This is a genomic window from Chloroflexota bacterium (assembly GCA_026708035.1).
Classification (GTDB): Bacteria; Chloroflexota; UBA11872; order UBA11872; family UBA11872; genus JAJECS01.
Window position 1 is genome coordinate 51,522 of record JAPOVQ010000013.1, and the last position, 16,497, is coordinate 68,018.

The 16,497-nt window shown below is 67.0% G+C and carries 14 protein-coding genes and 1 tRNA gene; 8 read left to right on the top strand and 7 right to left on the bottom strand.

The window, feature by feature from the left end; genetic code table 11:
* Positions 1-167 precede the first annotated feature (167 nt).
* From OXG33_05405 to OXG33_05415, 3 genes are all read left to right on the top strand, one after another.
* On the top strand, positions 168-1,748 hold the full coding sequence (locus OXG33_05405; GenBank protein MCY4113365.1) for a flavin monoamine oxidase family protein: 1,581 nt from the start codon (positions 168-170) through the stop codon (positions 1,746-1,748).
* A 1,213-nt stretch (positions 1,749-2,961) separates the two neighbouring features.
* Positions 2,962-3,846 (top strand): serine protease, encoded by an 885-nt coding sequence (locus OXG33_05410; protein ID MCY4113366.1) that lies wholly within the window; start codon positions 2,962-2,964, stop codon positions 3,844-3,846.
* A 119-nt stretch (positions 3,847-3,965) separates the two neighbouring features.
* Positions 3,966-4,865, top strand: a complete 900-nt coding sequence (locus OXG33_05415; protein MCY4113367.1) for a mechanosensitive ion channel — start codon at positions 3,966-3,968, stop codon at positions 4,863-4,865.
* Between the two features lie 162 nt (positions 4,866-5,027).
* On the opposite strand, the gene OXG33_05420 is transcribed toward OXG33_05415, so the two are convergent.
* From OXG33_05420 to OXG33_05450, 7 genes are all read right to left on the bottom strand, one after another.
* The gene (locus OXG33_05420; protein MCY4113368.1) at positions 5,028-7,538 is read right to left on the bottom strand and encodes a CehA/McbA family metallohydrolase; all 2,511 of its coding nucleotides are present in this window, start codon (positions 7,536-7,538) and stop codon (positions 5,028-5,030) included.
* Between the two features lie 419 nt (positions 7,539-7,957).
* Positions 7,958-8,698, bottom strand: a complete 741-nt coding sequence (locus tag OXG33_05425; GenBank protein MCY4113369.1) for a phytanoyl-CoA dioxygenase family protein — start codon at positions 8,696-8,698, stop codon at positions 7,958-7,960.
* Between the two features lie 31 nt (positions 8,699-8,729).
* The gene (gene purE, locus OXG33_05430; protein ID MCY4113370.1) at positions 8,730-9,227 is read right to left on the bottom strand and encodes a 5-(carboxyamino)imidazole ribonucleotide mutase; all 498 of its coding nucleotides are present in this window, start codon (positions 9,225-9,227) and stop codon (positions 8,730-8,732) included.
* A 7-nt stretch (positions 9,228-9,234) separates the two neighbouring features.
* Entirely contained in the window at positions 9,235-10,686 is a 1,452-nt protein-coding gene (locus tag OXG33_05435) for an NADP-dependent isocitrate dehydrogenase (GenBank protein ID MCY4113371.1), read from the bottom strand.
* A gap of 77 nt (positions 10,687-10,763) precedes the next feature.
* Positions 10,764-11,339 (bottom strand): NAD(P)H-dependent oxidoreductase, encoded by a 576-nt coding sequence (locus OXG33_05440; protein ID MCY4113372.1) that lies wholly within the window; start codon positions 11,337-11,339, stop codon positions 10,764-10,766.
* A gap of 136 nt (positions 11,340-11,475) precedes the next feature.
* Positions 11,476-12,366 carry an aldolase/citrate lyase family protein gene (locus tag OXG33_05445; GenBank protein ID MCY4113373.1) on the bottom strand — a complete coding sequence of 297 codons (891 nt, stop codon included), beginning with the start codon at positions 12,364-12,366 and terminating at the stop codon, positions 11,476-11,478.
* 40 nt (positions 12,367-12,406) lie between these two features.
* Positions 12,407-13,204, bottom strand: a complete 798-nt coding sequence (locus OXG33_05450) for a nucleoside phosphorylase (GenBank protein MCY4113374.1) — start codon at positions 13,202-13,204, stop codon at positions 12,407-12,409.
* A 100-nt stretch (positions 13,205-13,304) separates the two neighbouring features.
* Here OXG33_05450 and rfbB point away from each other — a divergent pair, with 100 nt between their 5' ends.
* The 5 genes from rfbB to OXG33_05475 all read left to right on the top strand — a co-directional run bounded on the left by rfbB (position 13,305) and on the right by OXG33_05475 (position 16,487).
* Positions 13,305-14,330, top strand: a complete 1,026-nt coding sequence (gene rfbB / locus OXG33_05455; protein ID MCY4113375.1) for a dTDP-glucose 4,6-dehydratase — start codon at positions 13,305-13,307, stop codon at positions 14,328-14,330.
* Positions 14,331-14,420: 90 nt separating this feature from the next.
* Entirely contained in the window at positions 14,421-15,077 is a 657-nt protein-coding gene (locus OXG33_05460) for a CPBP family intramembrane metalloprotease (GenBank protein ID MCY4113376.1), read from the top strand.
* A tRNA-Arg gene (locus tag OXG33_05465) sits at positions 15,068-15,141 on the top strand. The genes OXG33_05460 and OXG33_05465 overlap by 10 nt, the downstream gene beginning before the upstream one ends.
* A 105-nt stretch (positions 15,142-15,246) precedes the next feature.
* The gene (locus tag OXG33_05470) at positions 15,247-15,519 is read left to right on the top strand and encodes a type II toxin-antitoxin system prevent-host-death family antitoxin (GenBank protein ID MCY4113377.1); all 273 of its coding nucleotides are present in this window, start codon (positions 15,247-15,249) and stop codon (positions 15,517-15,519) included.
* Complete coding sequence (locus OXG33_05475) at positions 15,516-16,487, top strand: aldo/keto reductase (protein MCY4113378.1); 972 nt, start codon at positions 15,516-15,518, stop codon at positions 16,485-16,487. The genes OXG33_05470 and OXG33_05475 overlap by 4 nt, the downstream gene beginning before the upstream one ends.
* The last annotated feature ends 10 nt before the right edge of the window (positions 16,488-16,497 follow it).

The window sequence follows — 16,497 nt, forward strand, 5'->3', positions numbered from 1 at the left end:
CCGAAGGCTTGTGGAGCTGTCGGTTGGAACAGTCTTTCTCTCGGTTTGGCTGTAGAGTGTGGTTGAATGCAAGATTGGAATGTTTTCATTCGTAATAGAACCGTCGGATGCTCGTATTGGCAGCGCGCGGCGGGCGAGTTGAGCGCGCACACAAGGGAGGCGTATAGATGTCATCGATGACGATGCGGCTGACGAAGCGGCAGTTCCTGCGGCTGGTCGGATCGGCCGCCGGCGTGGCGGCGACCTACCACACCATGAACACGCTGGGCCTGTTGGGCCCGGCGAGCGCGCAGGCGGCGACGCCGGACCTGCCGAACGGCTCGGGCTTCGGCAAGCGCGTGGTGATCCTGGGCGCCGGCATCTCCGGCATGACGGCCGCCTACGAGCTATCCAAGGCGGGCTATCACTGCACCATCCTGGAAGCCACCAACCGCGCCGGCGGTCGCAATCTGACGGCTCGCGCGGGTGACGTGATCCACGAGGTCGACAGCCGGCAATGGGTGGACTTCGACCACGAGGACCATCTCTACGCCAACCTCGGCCCGGCCCGCATCCCCTACCACCACCGCGCCATCCTTGGCTACTGCAAGGCGTTCGGCGTCGAGCTCGAGATGTTCACCAACGACAACCGCGCCGCCTTCTTCCACAACGCCGAGCGGTTTGGCGGGCAGCCGGTCGTGGGGCGGCGGGTGATGACCGACCAGCGCGGCTACATCGCCGAGCTGCTGGCCAAGGCCATCAACCGCAACGCGCTGGACGACGACCTGACCGCCGACGACAAAGAGCGGCTCCTGCCCATGCTGGTCGAGTTCGGCGGCCTGGACGCCGACTATCTTTACGCTGGCTCGAATCGCGCCGGCTACCAGGGCGAGAGCGTCAATGCGGGGCTCGCGCCGGGTGACGTCAACGATCCCCTGGACTTCAGCGAGCTGCTGCGGTCGGAGTTCTGGGAATACAAGCTCCACTTCAGCCAATTCCTCAACCAGAATCCGACCCTGTTTCAACCCGTGGGCGGCATGGACGCCATCGCCAAGGCCTTCGAGACAAGGGTCAGGCGGATCATCCGCTACAACAGCCCCGTCGAGGAGATCCGCAAGACTGCCGACGGCGCCCGCGTGGTCCACCGGAACCAACGCAGCGGAGTCAGCGAAGCCGTCGACGCCGATTACGTCATCTGCACCATCCCCGCGCCGGTCCTGAAGGACATCCCCAACGACTTCACGCCCGAGACCCAGGCCGCCATCGAGTCCGTCGCGTTCGTTCCCGCCGTCAAGATCGGCTTCCAGGCTCGCCGCCGCTTCTGGGAAGACGACCACGCCATCTATGGCGGCATCTCGTGGACCGACCAGGACATCACCCAAATCTGGTATCCGGCGAACGGGTACCACCGCGAGAAGGGCGTCGTCATGGGCGCCTACATCTGGGACGACTTCCCAGGCCAGGGCGAGCGCTGGGCGAATATGACCCCGCCGGAGCGCCTGCGGACCGCCATCGCCGAGGGCGAGCACCTCCACCCCGGATATGCCCAGGAGATCGAGTCGGGCATCAGCCGCGCCTGGCTCAAGGCGCCCTATCAGCTCGGTGCCTGGCCCGAGAGCTACCAGCCCCCCGCTGAGATCCTCGCCCCCGACGGCCCGATCTACTTCGCCGGCGACCAGGTCACCGCACTGCCGGGCTGGCAGGAAGGCGCCGCCCTGGCGGCCCACGCGGTGGTGAACGCCATCCACGCGCGGATCATGGCGGGCTAAGGCGCGGTCCCCGCGCTGATGGATCGTCAGGCGGTCTGGATTGGGGCCGATCCAGGCGGAACTACGAATTTTGGCATCGCGGAGCTGTACGCGGACGGCACTACTAGGACCGCCTGCGTCTCATCCGCCCGCGAAGCCGCCGGGTGGGTCAGAGGCGCAGATCGGGCCAAGCACCAACATATTGCCTAGCGGCCGTGTGTTGCGGTCCTCGTCCGAGCGGCTTTCGAATATAGACATTTCATCATATCTGGATATTCTCCTGTGCTAACGTTCACGCGCCGTTAAACGAGTAGGCATTGCGGGGCGTGTGCATGCTTAGTGACAGCCACATGCAGGCCGCGGCGCCGGTCCTGTTGCAAGTGAGAGTGACGACCACGCGCCTGACAGTGCGGCTGGCTTCCGACGTGCAGAACTGACCATGGAACTAATCCTGGCGATCCTAGTCTTGAGCGCCATCGCCGCTCTCGTCGGAGCCATCATCAGGCAGATTTCATTCAATAGGGCGGCACGGACCTTCGACGTTCCCGCCCTTGTCCGCCAGGGCTGGCGAATAGAAAGCGAAACTGACCAGCACGTAGTGCTCGTCAAAGGGCATCGCGTCAACCACGTCCTTCACCTGCTTCTGTGCATTCCGACCGTCGGTCTATGGGTAGTCGTCTGGGTCCTCCTGGCCATCACCGGTGGCGAGCAGCGGAAAGTGATACCAAATCGCGACCCAGAAGTCGACCCCACCACTCGATCGCGCACAGTGCCGACGACTCGATCCAGCAGACCAATCGCCGATCGATTGGACAAACCTGAGACTGCTGGATCAAAAGCGCGCTCGACAGCGTCACCAGGCGAACACTCACAAGTCGGATCTGCGGCAAAGTGGCTAACCACTAGCTTTACGGGGCTAATCGTCCTAGTAGTCCTAATCGCGTTCATTGTGGGTGCCGTGGCCGACAATCAGGCTTCCAGAATCCAACCTTCTTACACCCCGAACTTTCTCGCTAGCACACCTACTCCGTCCGCCCCGCGTGCTCTACTTCTCCGTCTCACGCCTACTCCAGCCTCTCGTTCAGCTCCCACCTCAACACCCGCACTCTTGCGCACGCCCACCCCAACCCAAAGCCCACCTCCGAGTCCTACGCCTACGATAACTCCCACCCCCGTACCTACCCCGACTCCCACTCCGCGGCCCACTCCTACCCCTACTCCCGCGCCCATCGAGATGGCACTTGCCGAACTCCTAGACGAATATGACCAAAACAAAGTGCGCGCCAATACCCAACTGCGATACCAGCAGAATGGCAAACGAGAAGTAGCTACCTCCGGCTTTATTTCTCGTATCGAAGAACTTTATAGTGTTCTCACGCCCACGCAGGAAGGGTACTCAGCTCAAGAGCTGCGTTGCTATTACGCCAATACAGAAGCAGCATTGCACATTACAAAAGGTGAATCCGTTTCAGTGATCGGTAGAATCCGAGGGGTAGGTGAATATTCGGGTGTATTGCACATGTATGCATGTAAATTGAAGGGACTGGAATTGGAGTCATATCCCAAAGTATCTATCAGATCGCTTCGCGAAAATGTTGTGCAGGTATTTTGCGTTCAGGAAGCATCTGTCTTCGGTGTCGTAAGGCTCTCGTCGGAAAACAGAGGAACAGGTGTGATTATAGATGCCGAAGAGGGCACAATATTAACCGTGCATCATGTAGTCGCAGACGAAAACGACTGCAAAAGGGTGGAGATTTCGTTACCCGGATCTGCACAACGAATCCCGGTGGCGATTCGCAAGCACTGTGCATCGATCGACAGGGCCCGGCTACAGGTATCTCCCCGAGTCTTCGGGTCACGGCCAATTGAAGCCATCTACAGATCGTCTGCTCCTGCTCAGATTGATGAAGAGGTCCACTTTTGGGGATACGGTCCTGGCGCACTACGAATGGAAACCGGACTGGTACAAGAGGCCTGGGGTGATAACTTCGTCATTGACGCGTATGCAGTGCTAGGAGATTCAGGATCCCCGGTGTTTGATGAGAATGGGCACTTACTTGGAACGATCTCCCGAGGTAACCGATCTGACCGAACGGTGTTTACGGGCGATGAGTGCTAGTGCGACCCGGTGAGTTCGCTGGAAGTGTCCTGACCGCCAATGCCATCACCTGCCCCCACCAGCTCACACTGGCCTAAGATGCACCTGCCCACGCTCGCACCGATTCCCGGAGACGCCTGATGGAGCTATGGAACAACGTGTGGGACGCCTTCAATGCGCCCATGTTCAGCCTGGGGGAAGAGCCCATCACCCCCCTCAGCATCCTTGTGCTGCTGGTCATCCTGGCGGTCACCTGGATCATCGCCGGCCGCGTGCGCTGGCTGATCGAGCGCCGCATTGGCGAAGTCGCCGACATCCAGGAAAGCACGCTACACATCATTGGAAACCTCGGCCGATACTTCATCATCCTCGCCGGCCTCTTCATCGGCTTTCAGTCGATCGGCCTGCAGCTGGATTCCGTGCTCATCATCTTCGGCGCCCTGGGCGTGGGCATCGGCTTCGGCCTGCAGAATATTGCCAACAACTTCGTCTCCGGCGTCATCCTCCTCATCGAGCGCCCGGTCAAGGTCGGCGACATCATCGACGTGGGCGGTGAGTTGGGCACCGTTGAGCGCATCAGCATCCGCGCCACGACCCTGCGCAAGTTCGACCAGACGCAGGCCATCGTGCCCAACGGCGACCTCATTTCCACCACCGTCACCAACTGGACCCACGACGACCGCCGCGTGCGGGTCGACTTCATTGTCGGCGTCGCCTACGGCTCTGATACCCGTCTAGTCGAGCGCCTGATTCGCGAAGCCGTCAACGGCCACGAGAAGATTCTCGACGATCCGGAACCCCGCATCTTCTTCTTCGAATTCGGCGACTCATCGCTCAATTTCCGCATCCTGTGTTACGTCGCCGACATCAGCGAGCGATTTGCCACGCTCAGCGATTTGCACTTCCAGATCGACGAGGCGTTCCGGGAGCACGACGTCGAGATCCCGTTCCCGCAGCGCGATCTGCACGTACGCTCGATCGACTCCGACGCGGTGCTGCGGCACGCGCCAAACGGCACGAACGGCTCGCCGAAGGCGTAGAGGGCAAACGGGCGGCCACAAGGGCCGCCCCTACAAGACAGCATCCGGCGTCCGGCCGGTCCTTGCGGCCGCCCGGATGCCCGGTGGCCCGCGCTGCGTGCAGCGTGGGACTGGCCCCGGTTGGGTCTCCCAGGCTGTGCGCAGCCTGGGCCGCCGGGCGGCCTAGTGCGGGATCCCCAGCGCGTGCATGCGCCGGTGGATGGCTTCGCGGGCCTCGTGGAACGGTCGCTCGAGAAACGCCCCGTGGTCGACTTCGCCGTGGTGGTGGCTGGCGTGACCCGCCGGATATTGCGTGCTGCGGTGGCGGATGTAGTCCAGGCTGCCGTCGATCAGCGTGAGCATGTATTGCGCCGTGGCGTCGCTCCACATGGACCACTCGGCGTCGCCGTCGGCGACGTAGACCGGCGACGTGTGGGCGAACCGCTGGCGGTGCCAGCCGTCGTGGTGCTCGGGTGCGTCGAAATAGGACGGCCCGCCGCAGCGCGCCGCGAGCCAGCTGGGCGCCGCGACCTCCAGCGTCTCGGACAGCCGCAGTTGCCGCGCGCCTCCTGACGCCTGCGCCTCGGCCACCACCTGCCCTTCCCGCACGATCTGCAGGCTGTGGACCGGCAGGATCGACTCGACCGACGCCTCAACCGTGACGCTGCCGCCGTTGCTATCCAGATGCAGCGTGTCGCCGGGCTCGTGGCCCTCCACGCGCAGGCTGATGATCGGCCCGCCGCTGAGGAAGGTGCGCCCCGCCGCCATGTTCGCGCACCAGGACTCGTAGCTGAACGGCTGGTCGGACGGCAGCCGCACGTAGGTGCGATAGAGCCCGACCGGCACCTCGGACGACATCTTGTCCGTGCCCCCGACCAGCGGCAGGCGGTAGCCGCCGTTGAGATAGCGGTAGTACTCGATGTGCGCGAACGGCCCCTGGGTGAGCATCTCGACGGCGTCGGCGCGGCCGGTCGCGATCAGGGCAGCCGGCTCGCCGTTGGGAAACGGCAGATGCGGGATGACCACCGTGCCGCCCTGGGCATGGCAGGCGTCGGCCCAGTGGGAGAGCGTGGTCTCCATTGATCCGCCCGGCTCCGCCTCGGTCGGCCCGTCGGAGCACCAGGGCATCACCGGGTCCGTGAGCCCCAGCAGGGTCAGGTGTCCCAGGAAGTGCTGCCGGTTCTCCTGCGAGACGTAGACGATGGTGCGGCCGTCGTTCGACACGCGTGGCCGGCCGATGAAGTCCTCGGTGTTGGTGAAGAGCGAGCCCCACTGCGACTGCAAGACGTTGACCACGTTCAGGTCCTCGCCCGCGGCCTCGACGTTGGCGCCGTCGCCCGAGAGGAAGTGGACGTGCGTGTCGCCGCTGTACCAGCCCTGGGCGTTCATATCGGTCCAACGGTCGAGGCGCAGCTCGAGCTCGCGCTGGCCGGGATTGATGTCGATCGCGGCGCGCAACGGCTCGTACTCGAACCCGCGGGCCACGTCCACCAGCACCCGACCCGTGGGCAGCCACCCCTGGCAGCGGCCGTCGATGTAGGCGTAGGTGGCCTGGTCCATTCGCAGGTCGCCCCCCACGTCCACGTGCCAGGTGTCGTGCTCGGCGTTCAGGTGGGAGTGGTGTCCGTGGGGCTGATATGGCACGCCCTCCGGCGAGCGGAAGTGAATGCGGCAGGGCACGGGGCGTCCGGTGGCCGCGTCGACGACGCGCGTGTGCACCCAGGCGCGTCCGGACTCCGATGCGCGCACGGTGAGCCGATCGGACGGCGTCAGCTCGCCCTTGGCCGTGAGCTCGCCAAAGCGCACCCGTCCCAGCTCCTCGCCCTCCAACTCCACGCGCACGGTGGCCGACGGCGTGGCCGCGATTTCGCTGTAGGCCGGGCTGCTGCCCGGGTTCTTGGGCTCGCCCCAGCCGGCGGTGTCCGAGGCCAAGAATGCGTCCGGGTCGCGGGGCAGCGGGTGGGCGTGCGTCGCGGTGCCGCGGTCGACGGCAACCTCCACCGCGAACGGTCGCTCCGCGTCCTCCGGCTGCGGCAGCTCGACCACCACCGCCCGGCGAGCGTCGGCGCGCAGCGGGTCCTCGTCGACCGTGCCCACGCAGATTCCGCAGAGGACAACGTCGCGTTCAGTGGGACGCACTTCGACCGACGCGATCTCAACGTCGGGGTGGGGATTGCGCCAGGGGAACAGCGAGAACGCGGGCAGCGGCGGCGTGCCGACATCCGTCAGCACGCGCCCCATTCCGTCGCGCTCGACCACATCGCGCGGGGCCGCGGGCGGGTCGGCTTGGGGAAGCGCCAGGAACGGGGCGCCGACGCGGAACATGTCGGTGGAGTGCGCGGTCACGCCGATCTCGAAGCGCTCGCGAATCGGAATGTCGTGCGTCTCACCGTCGGCGAAGTGCACCCGGTAGACGGCGACTGTGTCGCCCGGCAGATCGCCCTCGGGCAGGCGCGATGACGCCAGCGAGTGCGCGAAGGTGACGGTAAGCGCCGCGCGCCCGATCTCGATGCGCCGCGGCTCGGAGTGGCCGTCAGGACCGAATAGCGCCACCTGCGAGGCTTCCGCGTCACCGATATCAAAGGGCAAACCGCGCACGTCCCGCCGCCCGAGCCACTCACGGCCTTCGTCGCCGATCAAGCCGGCATCGGCATTGCACAGGGGAGCAATCGTCAGCGCCTCGTAGTCGGACATGAGAAACCTCGCGCGGCCGGCCGGCGTGCCGCGATGGTGGCGGTCCGGCGCTCGGGCGTCAACGCGCCCGGCAGCGAGGGATCCGCGGCCGGTCGGGGCGGCCACTAGGGCCGCCCCTGCAGGAACGGCCCCTTCGGTGTAGGGGCAGCCCTAGTGGCTGCCCTGCCCGGAGGCCCAGGCTGCGCGCCCGGTGGCCCACGCTGCGTGCAGCCTGGGAGACTCACACGCAGCCGGTCCGGTCCCCTCTCCCGCGGGGAGAGGGACAGGGTGAGGGGACGGCCGCTCCCGCGCTGCGTGCAGCCTGGGAGACTCACACGCAGCGAGTCCGGTCCCCTCTCCCGCGGGGAGAGGGACAGGGTGAGGGGACGGCCGCTCCAACGCTGCGCGCAGCGCGGGCCACCGAACGCCCCCTGCGCCCGTCAGACCTTGAGCGGGTGGTCCTCGTCGAGCAAGGCCTGGATCGGCTCCTCGTCCACGTGACTCGCATCCGTGCGGATGTAGTGGCAGGCATAGGCCCGCCGCCAGGCGTCGCTGGTGTTGGGCGCGGACATGTGGAACGTCAGCAGGTGATGGAAGATCACGCCGCCCGCGCGCACCGGCGCGTGCACCGGCGCGGGCAAGTCCAGACGCTCCGGTATCAGATGCGTCGTGCCGCCCTCCCACACGTGCTGCACGGCGCCCTCAAGATGCGAGCCGGCGAAGTACTGCATGCAGCCGTTGGCCACCGTGGCGTCGTCCAGCGCGCACCACACCGTCACGCCCCAATCGGCAGGGTCGATGCCGAAGTGGGCGTTGTCCTGGTGCGGGGGCTTGGCGCTGCCCTGCCGTGGCGGCTTGAGAAACGCCTGATCGGAGTACAGCCGCAGCGGCTCGCCAATGAGCTGGCCCACCATCTCCAGCAACCCTGGCGACTCGGCGTGCCGGAGAAAGACGGCGTCGTGCGGCGCCAGTTCGTTCAGCTTGCGGGGCAACGCGCCGTCGGCGGGAGCGTCGGGCTCGAGCTGCACTCCCATGCGCTCGGCGTCGGCGCTGCCGGCGGGCGACGTCACGGCGTCGATGCGCCGGCGCATTTCTTCCACCTGGGCCGGAGGCACGACGTTTTCCACGACGAGGTAGCCATCGGCGCGGAATTGGGCGACTTGAGCGTCGGTCAGCGGCATCGGCTCAACTTCCAAGCAGGACGAATTGCCCTTACTCTAGCGTTTCCTCGAGGATTTCCGCCGCCTGCGCCTCACGCCGCTGCCGCAGCGTCTCGCGCAGCGCCGGATCGGCCGTGGCGAGAATCTGCGTGGCCAGGATCCCGGCGTTCACCGCGCCGGCCTTGCCGATGGCGACCGTGGCCACGGGGATTCCGCGCGGCATCTGCACCGTCGACAGCAGCGAGTCGAGGCCGTCAAGCGACCAGGCCTGCATCGGCACGCCGATCACGGGCAGCATGGTGTGCGCGGCCACGACGCCGGCCAGGTGCGCCGCGCCGCCGGCGGCGGCGATGATCACGCCCAGCCCGCGCGCCTCCGCCGTGCTGGCGTATTCCGCCGTTTCGGCGGGCGTGCGATGAGCCGAGAGCACCCGCGCCTCGTGCGCGATGCCCAGCTCTTCCAGGGTGTCGGCAGCAGATTTCATCGTGCCCCAGTCGGAGGCGCTGCCCATCAAGATGCCGACTTTCGGGTCGGAGGATTCGTTGCTCATAGATTCGTCACTCGCCTTGCGCCAGGGAATATGCGCGCTCGCCGTCAAACGTACACAAGTGCTCGGTTTTGGTGAAGTCCAGACCCGTCGCGACAATGCGCCCCAGAAGGGCGACGATTTGGGCGTGATCCACGGCCGCGCCGTCGTCGCCCGTGAACCGGGCCCGCCACTGGTCCACCAATAGGCCGTCGGCCACGTTGACGGGCCAGACCTGGGCGCCGCGGTTGCTGATCATCTGTAGGGAGAGGTCGGCACCGTCAGCTTCGTGCAGCTGCCGTGCCAGGTCCTCGGGCTCTCCGCCGCTCCAATCCAGAAAGACATCGACGCCGACGGTCAGCTTGGCTGGTGTGGTGCTCGGGACCGACGCCGGGTGCACCGGGGTTCGGCCGCCAACTCCGTATACGGCGACGGGCAGCGTCCGGGGCAACTCACCGATGCGGTCGGCCACGGCCTGTCCGAATTCCCGCGTGCCGACCTTGGCCTTGCTGTACTCCGGCGTGTGGATGTCGTAGGTGTGAATGCCGTCCTCGAGCGTTCGCAGCCAAGCGTTTTGCACGCGCCCGGCCACGTCGGCCTGGCCGATGTGGTCCAGCATCAGCACCGCGGCGTTGAGCAGGCCTGACGGATTGGCCAGGTTCTGTCCCGCGCGTCGCGGCGCGGACCCGTGGATGGCCTCGAACATCGCCGCGTTCTCGCCGATATTGGCGGCCCCGGCGAGTCCCACCGAGCCGGCGATCTGCGCCGCCACGTCGGACAGGATGTCGCCGTAGAGGTTCGGCAGCACCACCACGTCGAACATCTCCGGCGTGTCGGCCAGCTTGGCCGCGCCGATGTCCACGATCCAGTACTCGGCTTCGATGTCCGGATACTCCGCCGCAAGCTCGTCGAAGACCTCGTGAAAGAGGCCGTCCGACAGCTTCATGATGTTGTCCTTGGCGAAGGCGGTGACCTTGGACCGACCGTGATGCCGCGCGTACTCGAAGGCGTAGCGAATGATGCGCTCGCTGCCGGGACGGCTGATGAGCTTGAGCGACTGCATCACGTCGGCGGACTGGCGGTATTCGATCCCGGCGTAGAGGTCTTCTTCGTTCTCGCGGATCAGTACGACGTTCATGTCCGGGTGGTGCTTGGTCTGGATGCAGGGGTGAAACGTGGCGGCGGGGCGCACGTTGGCAAAGAGGCCGAGCGCGACGCGCGTGGTGACGTTGAGGCTCTTGAAGCCACCGCCCTGCGGCGTGGTGATGGGCGCCTTGAGAAAGACCCGAGTGCGCCGGATGGACTCCCAAGCGGCGTCGTCGATGCCGGTGGTGATGCCGCGCCGGTAGACCTGCTCACCAATCTCGATGACTTCAGGCTCGATGCGCGCCCCGGCGGTTTCGAGCACGTGCATGACGGCCGGCATGATTTCGGGGCCGATGCCGTCGCCATAGGCCACGGTGATCGGGGTCTTTTCGGTCATTCAGGACTCCTGCGCGAGGCAACGGCGCCTAGCATATCGCCGCCGTCACCCGGCGTCTCCGGTTCGGGTCACCGCGCTCACGCCCAACGCAGCGTGGGATCGCCGGGGACGTAGCGGACGAACTCGCGAAGTGCCGCCATGAGCTGGCGCACCCGCTCGCGCAGGCGCTCGTCGGTGAGCCGACCGTGATCGTCAAATGCGCGCCAGGCCCCGGCCACGAACACCTCCGGGTCGATCATCACGCGCATGCTGTTGTGCAGCGCGATCTCCCGTAGATGCATCTGCGCTCGCACCGTGCCGAAGCGCCCGCCCGCGCCCATGATGGCCATGGGCTTGCCGTCCAGCGGCGAGTCGGGCCCCCGCGAGGCCCAGTCGATGGCGTTCTTGAGCACGCCGGGGATGGAGTAGTTGTACTCCGGCGTCGCTACCACCAGGCCGTCGGCGGCTGCAAGGGCCTGGCGAAACTCCTCGACCGGCGCGGGAAGGCCGTCGTCCTCGAGGTCGCGGTTGTAAAGCGGAAGCGGCGCCAGGTCAACGATGTCGATGCGCGTATCGGCGGGCGCGAGAGCCTGGGCTTCGCGCAAGAGCGCCGCGTTGAACGAATCGCGGCGCAGGCTCCCGGCGATTCCCGCCAGCACAATCTCTTCGGCCATCGTGCAACCTGTTCCTCGGCGCCATGGGTCCGGCGACTTGTCTTCCCCACCATGATCAGCGGGTGGCGGCGCGCGGCCAAGAGGATTCCTGGGCTCCACTGCCGCGGCGGACGCCCCAGCCGCGTTCAACGCCGATCTAGACCGGCATGTCGCGCTTGGTGTAGCTCCGTCCGAATGCGGCGTGGGCCTCGCCGCCGCCGATGATCAGGGCGCCGATCTCGTCGATCAGATGCCGCACCTGCTCCTCGCCGGTCATGGCCGGGTCCGCCCAGCTGCACAGGAACGGGAGGCCCGCCGCGCCGCAGGCGGCGCGGACGGCCGTGCGGGCGGCGTCCATCTCGGGTGGGTAGGGCGGGTCGTGCCGCGAGGCATGGCCGAATGACATGCCCATGTCGCCCGGACCCCACTCGGCGAAGCCGATCCCGGGCACGGCGGTCGTCTCACGGGCGCGTTGTACGGCGTGCCGGTCCTCGATCTTGAGACCCAGCAGCAGCTCCCCATGCGGGTTGAGCGGCCATGGATCGGCGACGCGCAGGTATGCCTCGGAATCGAGCCCCCATATCTCGGCCGCGGCGGCCTGCCCGCCGGCGCCGCGCGTGCCCTCGCCCAGGCCCGACCCGACGCCGATGGTCTGAAACGGATAGCGGCAGGCCTCCACGAAGGCGCGCACCGCCGCCGGGTCGCGCGCGTGGCACAGCAGCAGCCCATGAACGCCCGCGGTGAGGATGTGCCGGATCTGCCACGCGTTGGCGTGGATCTCGGCCGGGGACGCGCCGTGGGCCGGGAGCGTGCAAATCACCGTCGGCGTGGGATGGCCGCTCCGCGTCGGCCCCGCATCGCGCAGTCCGCGCATGAAGGCGGCCAGCCCGACCACGTCGAGCGGAAAGTGCTCGAACTCGACGGTGAGGTAGTCCGCCCAGGTGCCGGACTGCTCGCGGCCGGCCTCGTAGCTCAGCTCGGGCACGCCGTCCATGTAGATCGGCTGGCCGGACTCGAGCAGCTCAATGCAACGGTTGACGCGGGCCACACGCGGTCCTCTCGCTAAAGCGAACTCTCGCGCCGCCATCCTACGCTTTGGCGGCGACGAGCTTGCGGGCCGCCGCCAGCATGACCCGCGCGAGGTCGGCGCAATTGGCGCGATATTCGTCCGTGCCGAAGATGTTGCCCCACCCGGGGTCGAACACATGGTCGCTGACGGTGAGGACCATCCCGATGTCGACGCCCCGCACGGCGGCCAGCGTCAACACCGCCGAGGTCTCCATCTCGACGCCCAGGTCACCCTCGGCGGCGTAGCGCACGACCTTGCCGCGAAACTCGCGGTACGGGGCGTCGGTGGTCCAGACACGGCCCTCGTGAGCGGGACGCGGGCCCTCGTGCGCGGCCTCCAGCAGCGCGTGCGTGGCGGGGCCTGAAGCGGCGGCCGCATGCTCGGGCCCGGCGTAGTGAAATGACGTGCCCTCCTCGCGCCGCGCGTCGGTGGGCACGACGTTGTGGCCAATGTGAATGTGCGGCTGCAGGCTGCCAATGGCGCCGCCGATGAGGATGGTGCGCGCTCCGCCCGCGATCAGCTCTTCGAGCGTCATGACCGTCCACGATGCCCCGGCCGACAGCTTGGCGACCGCCGCAGGCATCCCATCGAGCTCGCCGACGCGCACGCCGGAGCGCCACGTGGGCTGGCCCCCAATCGTGTCTGCGATGACTTCAACGGTCGGCGGCATGAACGAGGCAAGCACCAGTGGGGCGCTCGCGGTGCTCTGGGCCTCGCCGGCGCGCTCGGCCATCTCGCACATATGGCGGCCGGGATCGATGACCGGCGCGTCGTCGCCGAACGCGTCGAGCCAGTCGAAGGGTGCGGTTGGCGGCATGCGGAGTCGGTGGAGATGAGTGGGCGAAAAACGAGCCTAGCAGCCCGCGGCCGGCGCCCTTGCGCAGCGGGCCTGCGAGCCGCCGCCGCTAGAATGCCGCATGGCAGACGGTCCGATCCTGGTCATTGCCGGGGGTGCGGGATTCATCGGCGCGAACTTCGCGCGCTATGTCGCCGCCGCCCGCCCGGAGTGGCAGCTGCGCGTGCTGGACAAGCTCACCTATGCGGGCGACCGGGCGCGCCTGGCGGGCATTGACGCCGACTTCATCGCGGGCGACATTGCCGACCCGCAGGCTGCAGCATCGGTCCTGGCGGACGCGCGCTGGCTGGTGAACTTCGCCGCCGAAACGCACGTGGACCGGTCGCTCCAGGACGCCCAGGCCTTCCTGCGCACCAACGTCACCGGAACCTTCGTGCTCATGAGCGCGGCCAGCGAGGCGGGCGTCGAGCGCATCGTGCACATCAGCACCGACGAGGTGTACGGCGAGAGCCACGGCGAATCGTTTCACGAGGACGATTTGCTGCGGCCGCGCAGTCCCTATTCCGCCAGCAAGGCCGGCGGCGACTTGCAGGTGCTGGCGCTCCACGCCACATACGGCCTGCCCGTGTGCATCACGCGCGGGGCCAACACCATCGGCGGCTGGCAGCACCCCGAGAAGGCCGTGCCGCTGTTCACCATCAACGCCTTGCTCAACAAGCCGCTGCCCCTCTACGGCCGGGGCGAGCAGCGCCGGGACCGGCTGCACGTGGACGACCACTCGCGCGCCGTCCTCACCGTCCTGGAACGAGGCGAGGTAGGGACGGTGTACAACGTGGCCGCCGGCAACAACCGGGACAACCTCACCGTCGCCAAGGCAGTTCTTGAGCGGCTGGACCGGCCCGAATCGCTGATCCGGTTCGTCGAGGACCGGCCCGGCCACGACTGGGACTACATCATGGACGCCTCGCGGCTGGCCGCCCTCGGCTGGCAGCCTGAGCACGACTTTGAGTCGGCGCTGAGCCTCACGGTGGATTGGTACGTCGCGCACCGCGACTGGTGGGAGCCGATCGTGGCCGGCGAGTTCCAGGACTACTACGACCGTCTGTACGGCCGGCGTCTCGCCACTTCCGAGGCCTATCGGCCCTAGAAGTCCGGCGCGCCGGATCGTCCCAGGGTCCCGGCGCTCATGCATCGTCCCGCTGGCAAGATGTACTGGTCTGACAAAGGAAGGGCGCTGATGGAGTCGAGCGGTCCCCTCATCGCGCGGCGCGGCTGGCGCGACGCCTGGGCCTGGATGCGCTGGGACGTTCCCACGCGCATCGTGCTGCTGATCGCCGCACCGTTGATCTGGATCGCCGTGGCTGGCATCGACCCGTCCGCAATTGGATTGCGGCTAAGCCTCAACCTGCGCGATTGGCTGCTGACCGCCGCCCTGGCTCTCGGCGCCGCCCTCGTATCGCTGGCCTACCGTCGTTGGCTGTGGCGGCCTCGCGCCGCCCCCGACCGATCCGCGCTCGCGCTCGAGTTGCCCTTCTTCGCGGTGCTGAATCCATTCGCCGAGGAGCTGTTCTTCCGCGGCGCCGCGCTGTTCGGCCTGGCCAATCTGGTGGGCATGCCCTGGGCCATCGCGATCACCTCCGTCGTGTTCGGCGTGCATCACGCGCTGGCGCGATTTCCGGTCTCGTTCCTTGTCCTAGGGACTCTCGGCGGGGCGCTCTTCGGGATCATCACCGCGTACTTTTGGACCATCATCCCGGCCATCGTCATTCATGCAGCCGCCGATCTTGCGGTGTTCGTTGTCGCAGGACCCATGGCTGCTCGGGCGTGGGCCAACGACCCTCAGCCAGGGGTCGAGCCACCCCCGATTGATAGACTTGCCATGCCGACCCCGTAGCTCAGTTGGATAGAGCGTGTGGTTGCGGACCACAAGGTCGGAGGTTCGAGTCCTCTCGGGGTCGCCCGCGATTTCCGGCGTTAACGGCTGTGCCAACGGTGCGGCCGCAGTGGCACTTGGAAGTCGGTATCACGCCCTGCCCGAATCCCAAGCCATCGGAGGCTGCTCGGTGGAAATTGCACTAGCCGAGGCGAAAGCACGCCTCTCTGAGCTTGTCACCGCCGCGCAGCGCGGCGAGCGCGTGGTCATTTCCAAAGATGGCGAACCCGCGGCTGAGCTTGTTCGCTGCCGCAAGGCCGGTGGCATCGACTTCGACAGGCTGAACGCGGCGCGCAAGCGGCTCGGCATCGACGAGAATGCGAACGAATGGCCGCCGGATTTCGATGATGCGGCGTTCAGCCGCCGGGTTCTCGAGCTTGAATCGCGGGACCATCGGTCATGAGCGACACGTGCCGCCTGGGCGGCACCGGCATCACCGTCGGGCGGGTTGGCGTGGGCACCTGGCAATGGGGCGACACGAAGTACTGGAAGTATGGGCGGGTGCACGGGCGCGAGGACGTGGAGGCCGCCTTTGCCGCCGCGCGAGACGCCGAATGCAACCTGTTCGACACTGCCGAAATCTACGGGCGTGGCGAGTCGGAGCGGATTCTCGGGCCGCTGGCCCGCGCGTCGCGCGGAACGGTGGTGGCCACCAAGTATTGGCCGTCACCGCGGCGGTTGCGGTCCACCTCGGTCGATGACGCGATCGATCGCAGCCTGGCGCGTCTTGGTCTTGATGCCATCGACCTCTATCAGATCCACTGGCCGATGAGCCTGATTCCACAGCGAAGGCTTGCCGAGGCCCTGGCGCGCGCCGTGCGCGACCGACGCGTCCGCGCGGTGGGCGTGAGCAACTTCACTGCCCGCGCCATGCGGCGGATGCACGTGCGCCTGGCCGACCTCGGCGTGCCCCTGGCATCGAACCAGGTGGAGTACAGCCTGCTGCGGCGCGCGCCCGAGACCAACGGCGTGCTCAAGGCGTGCCAGGAGTTGAATGTGACGCTTCTTGCGTACAGCCCGCTTGCCCAGGGCATGCTCGGGGGCAACTACCACTTCAACAGTCGTCCGGGCGACGGCCGGCGCTGGTCGCCGCGGTTTCGCGACAAGGGCTACGAAGCCGCGGGCCCGGTGGTCGACACGCTGACCAAGGTGGCCGAACGGCACGATTGCTCCCCGGCGCAGGTGGCGCTGGCCTGGCTGCTGCGGCGCCCGGGCGTCGTGGTCATTCCCGGCGCCAAATACGCGGAGCAGGCCCGCACCAACGCCGGCGCCCTGGAGATCACGCTCACGCCCGAGGACGAGCGCGAGCTCGACGTCAAGACCGAGAAGTTCAAGTACGGGTCCCTGCTTGCCCGACCTTTTATGGGATAAACGCCGTCCC

Coding starts and splice junctions, on each gene's coding strand:
- OXG33_05405 (MCY4113365.1), top strand. CDS start 168: ATGTCATCGATGACGATGCGGCTGACGAAGCGGCAGTTCCTGCGGCTG.
- OXG33_05410 (MCY4113366.1), top strand. CDS start 2,962: ATGGCACTTGCCGAACTCCTAGACGAATATGACCAAAACAAAGTGCGC.
- OXG33_05415 (MCY4113367.1), top strand. CDS start 3,966: ATGGAGCTATGGAACAACGTGTGGGACGCCTTCAATGCGCCCATGTTC.
- OXG33_05420 (MCY4113368.1), bottom strand. CDS start 7,538: ATGTCCGACTACGAGGCGCTGACGATTGCTCCCCTGTGCAATGCCGAT.
- OXG33_05425 (MCY4113369.1), bottom strand. CDS start 8,698: ATGCCGCTGACCGACGCTCAAGTCGCCCAATTCCGCGCCGATGGCTAC.
- purE (MCY4113370.1), bottom strand. CDS start 9,227: ATGAGCAACGAATCCTCCGACCCGAAAGTCGGCATCTTGATGGGCAGC.
- OXG33_05435 (MCY4113371.1), bottom strand. CDS start 10,686: ATGACCGAAAAGACCCCGATCACCGTGGCCTATGGCGACGGCATCGGC.
- OXG33_05440 (MCY4113372.1), bottom strand. CDS start 11,339: ATGGCCGAAGAGATTGTGCTGGCGGGAATCGCCGGGAGCCTGCGCCGC.
- OXG33_05450 (MCY4113374.1), bottom strand. CDS start 13,204: ATGCCGCCAACCGCACCCTTCGACTGGCTCGACGCGTTCGGCGACGAC.
- rfbB (MCY4113375.1), top strand. CDS start 13,305: ATGGCAGACGGTCCGATCCTGGTCATTGCCGGGGGTGCGGGATTCATC.
- OXG33_05460 (MCY4113376.1), top strand. CDS start 14,421: ATGGAGTCGAGCGGTCCCCTCATCGCGCGGCGCGGCTGGCGCGACGCC.
- OXG33_05475 (MCY4113378.1), top strand. CDS start 15,516: ATGAGCGACACGTGCCGCCTGGGCGGCACCGGCATCACCGTCGGGCGG.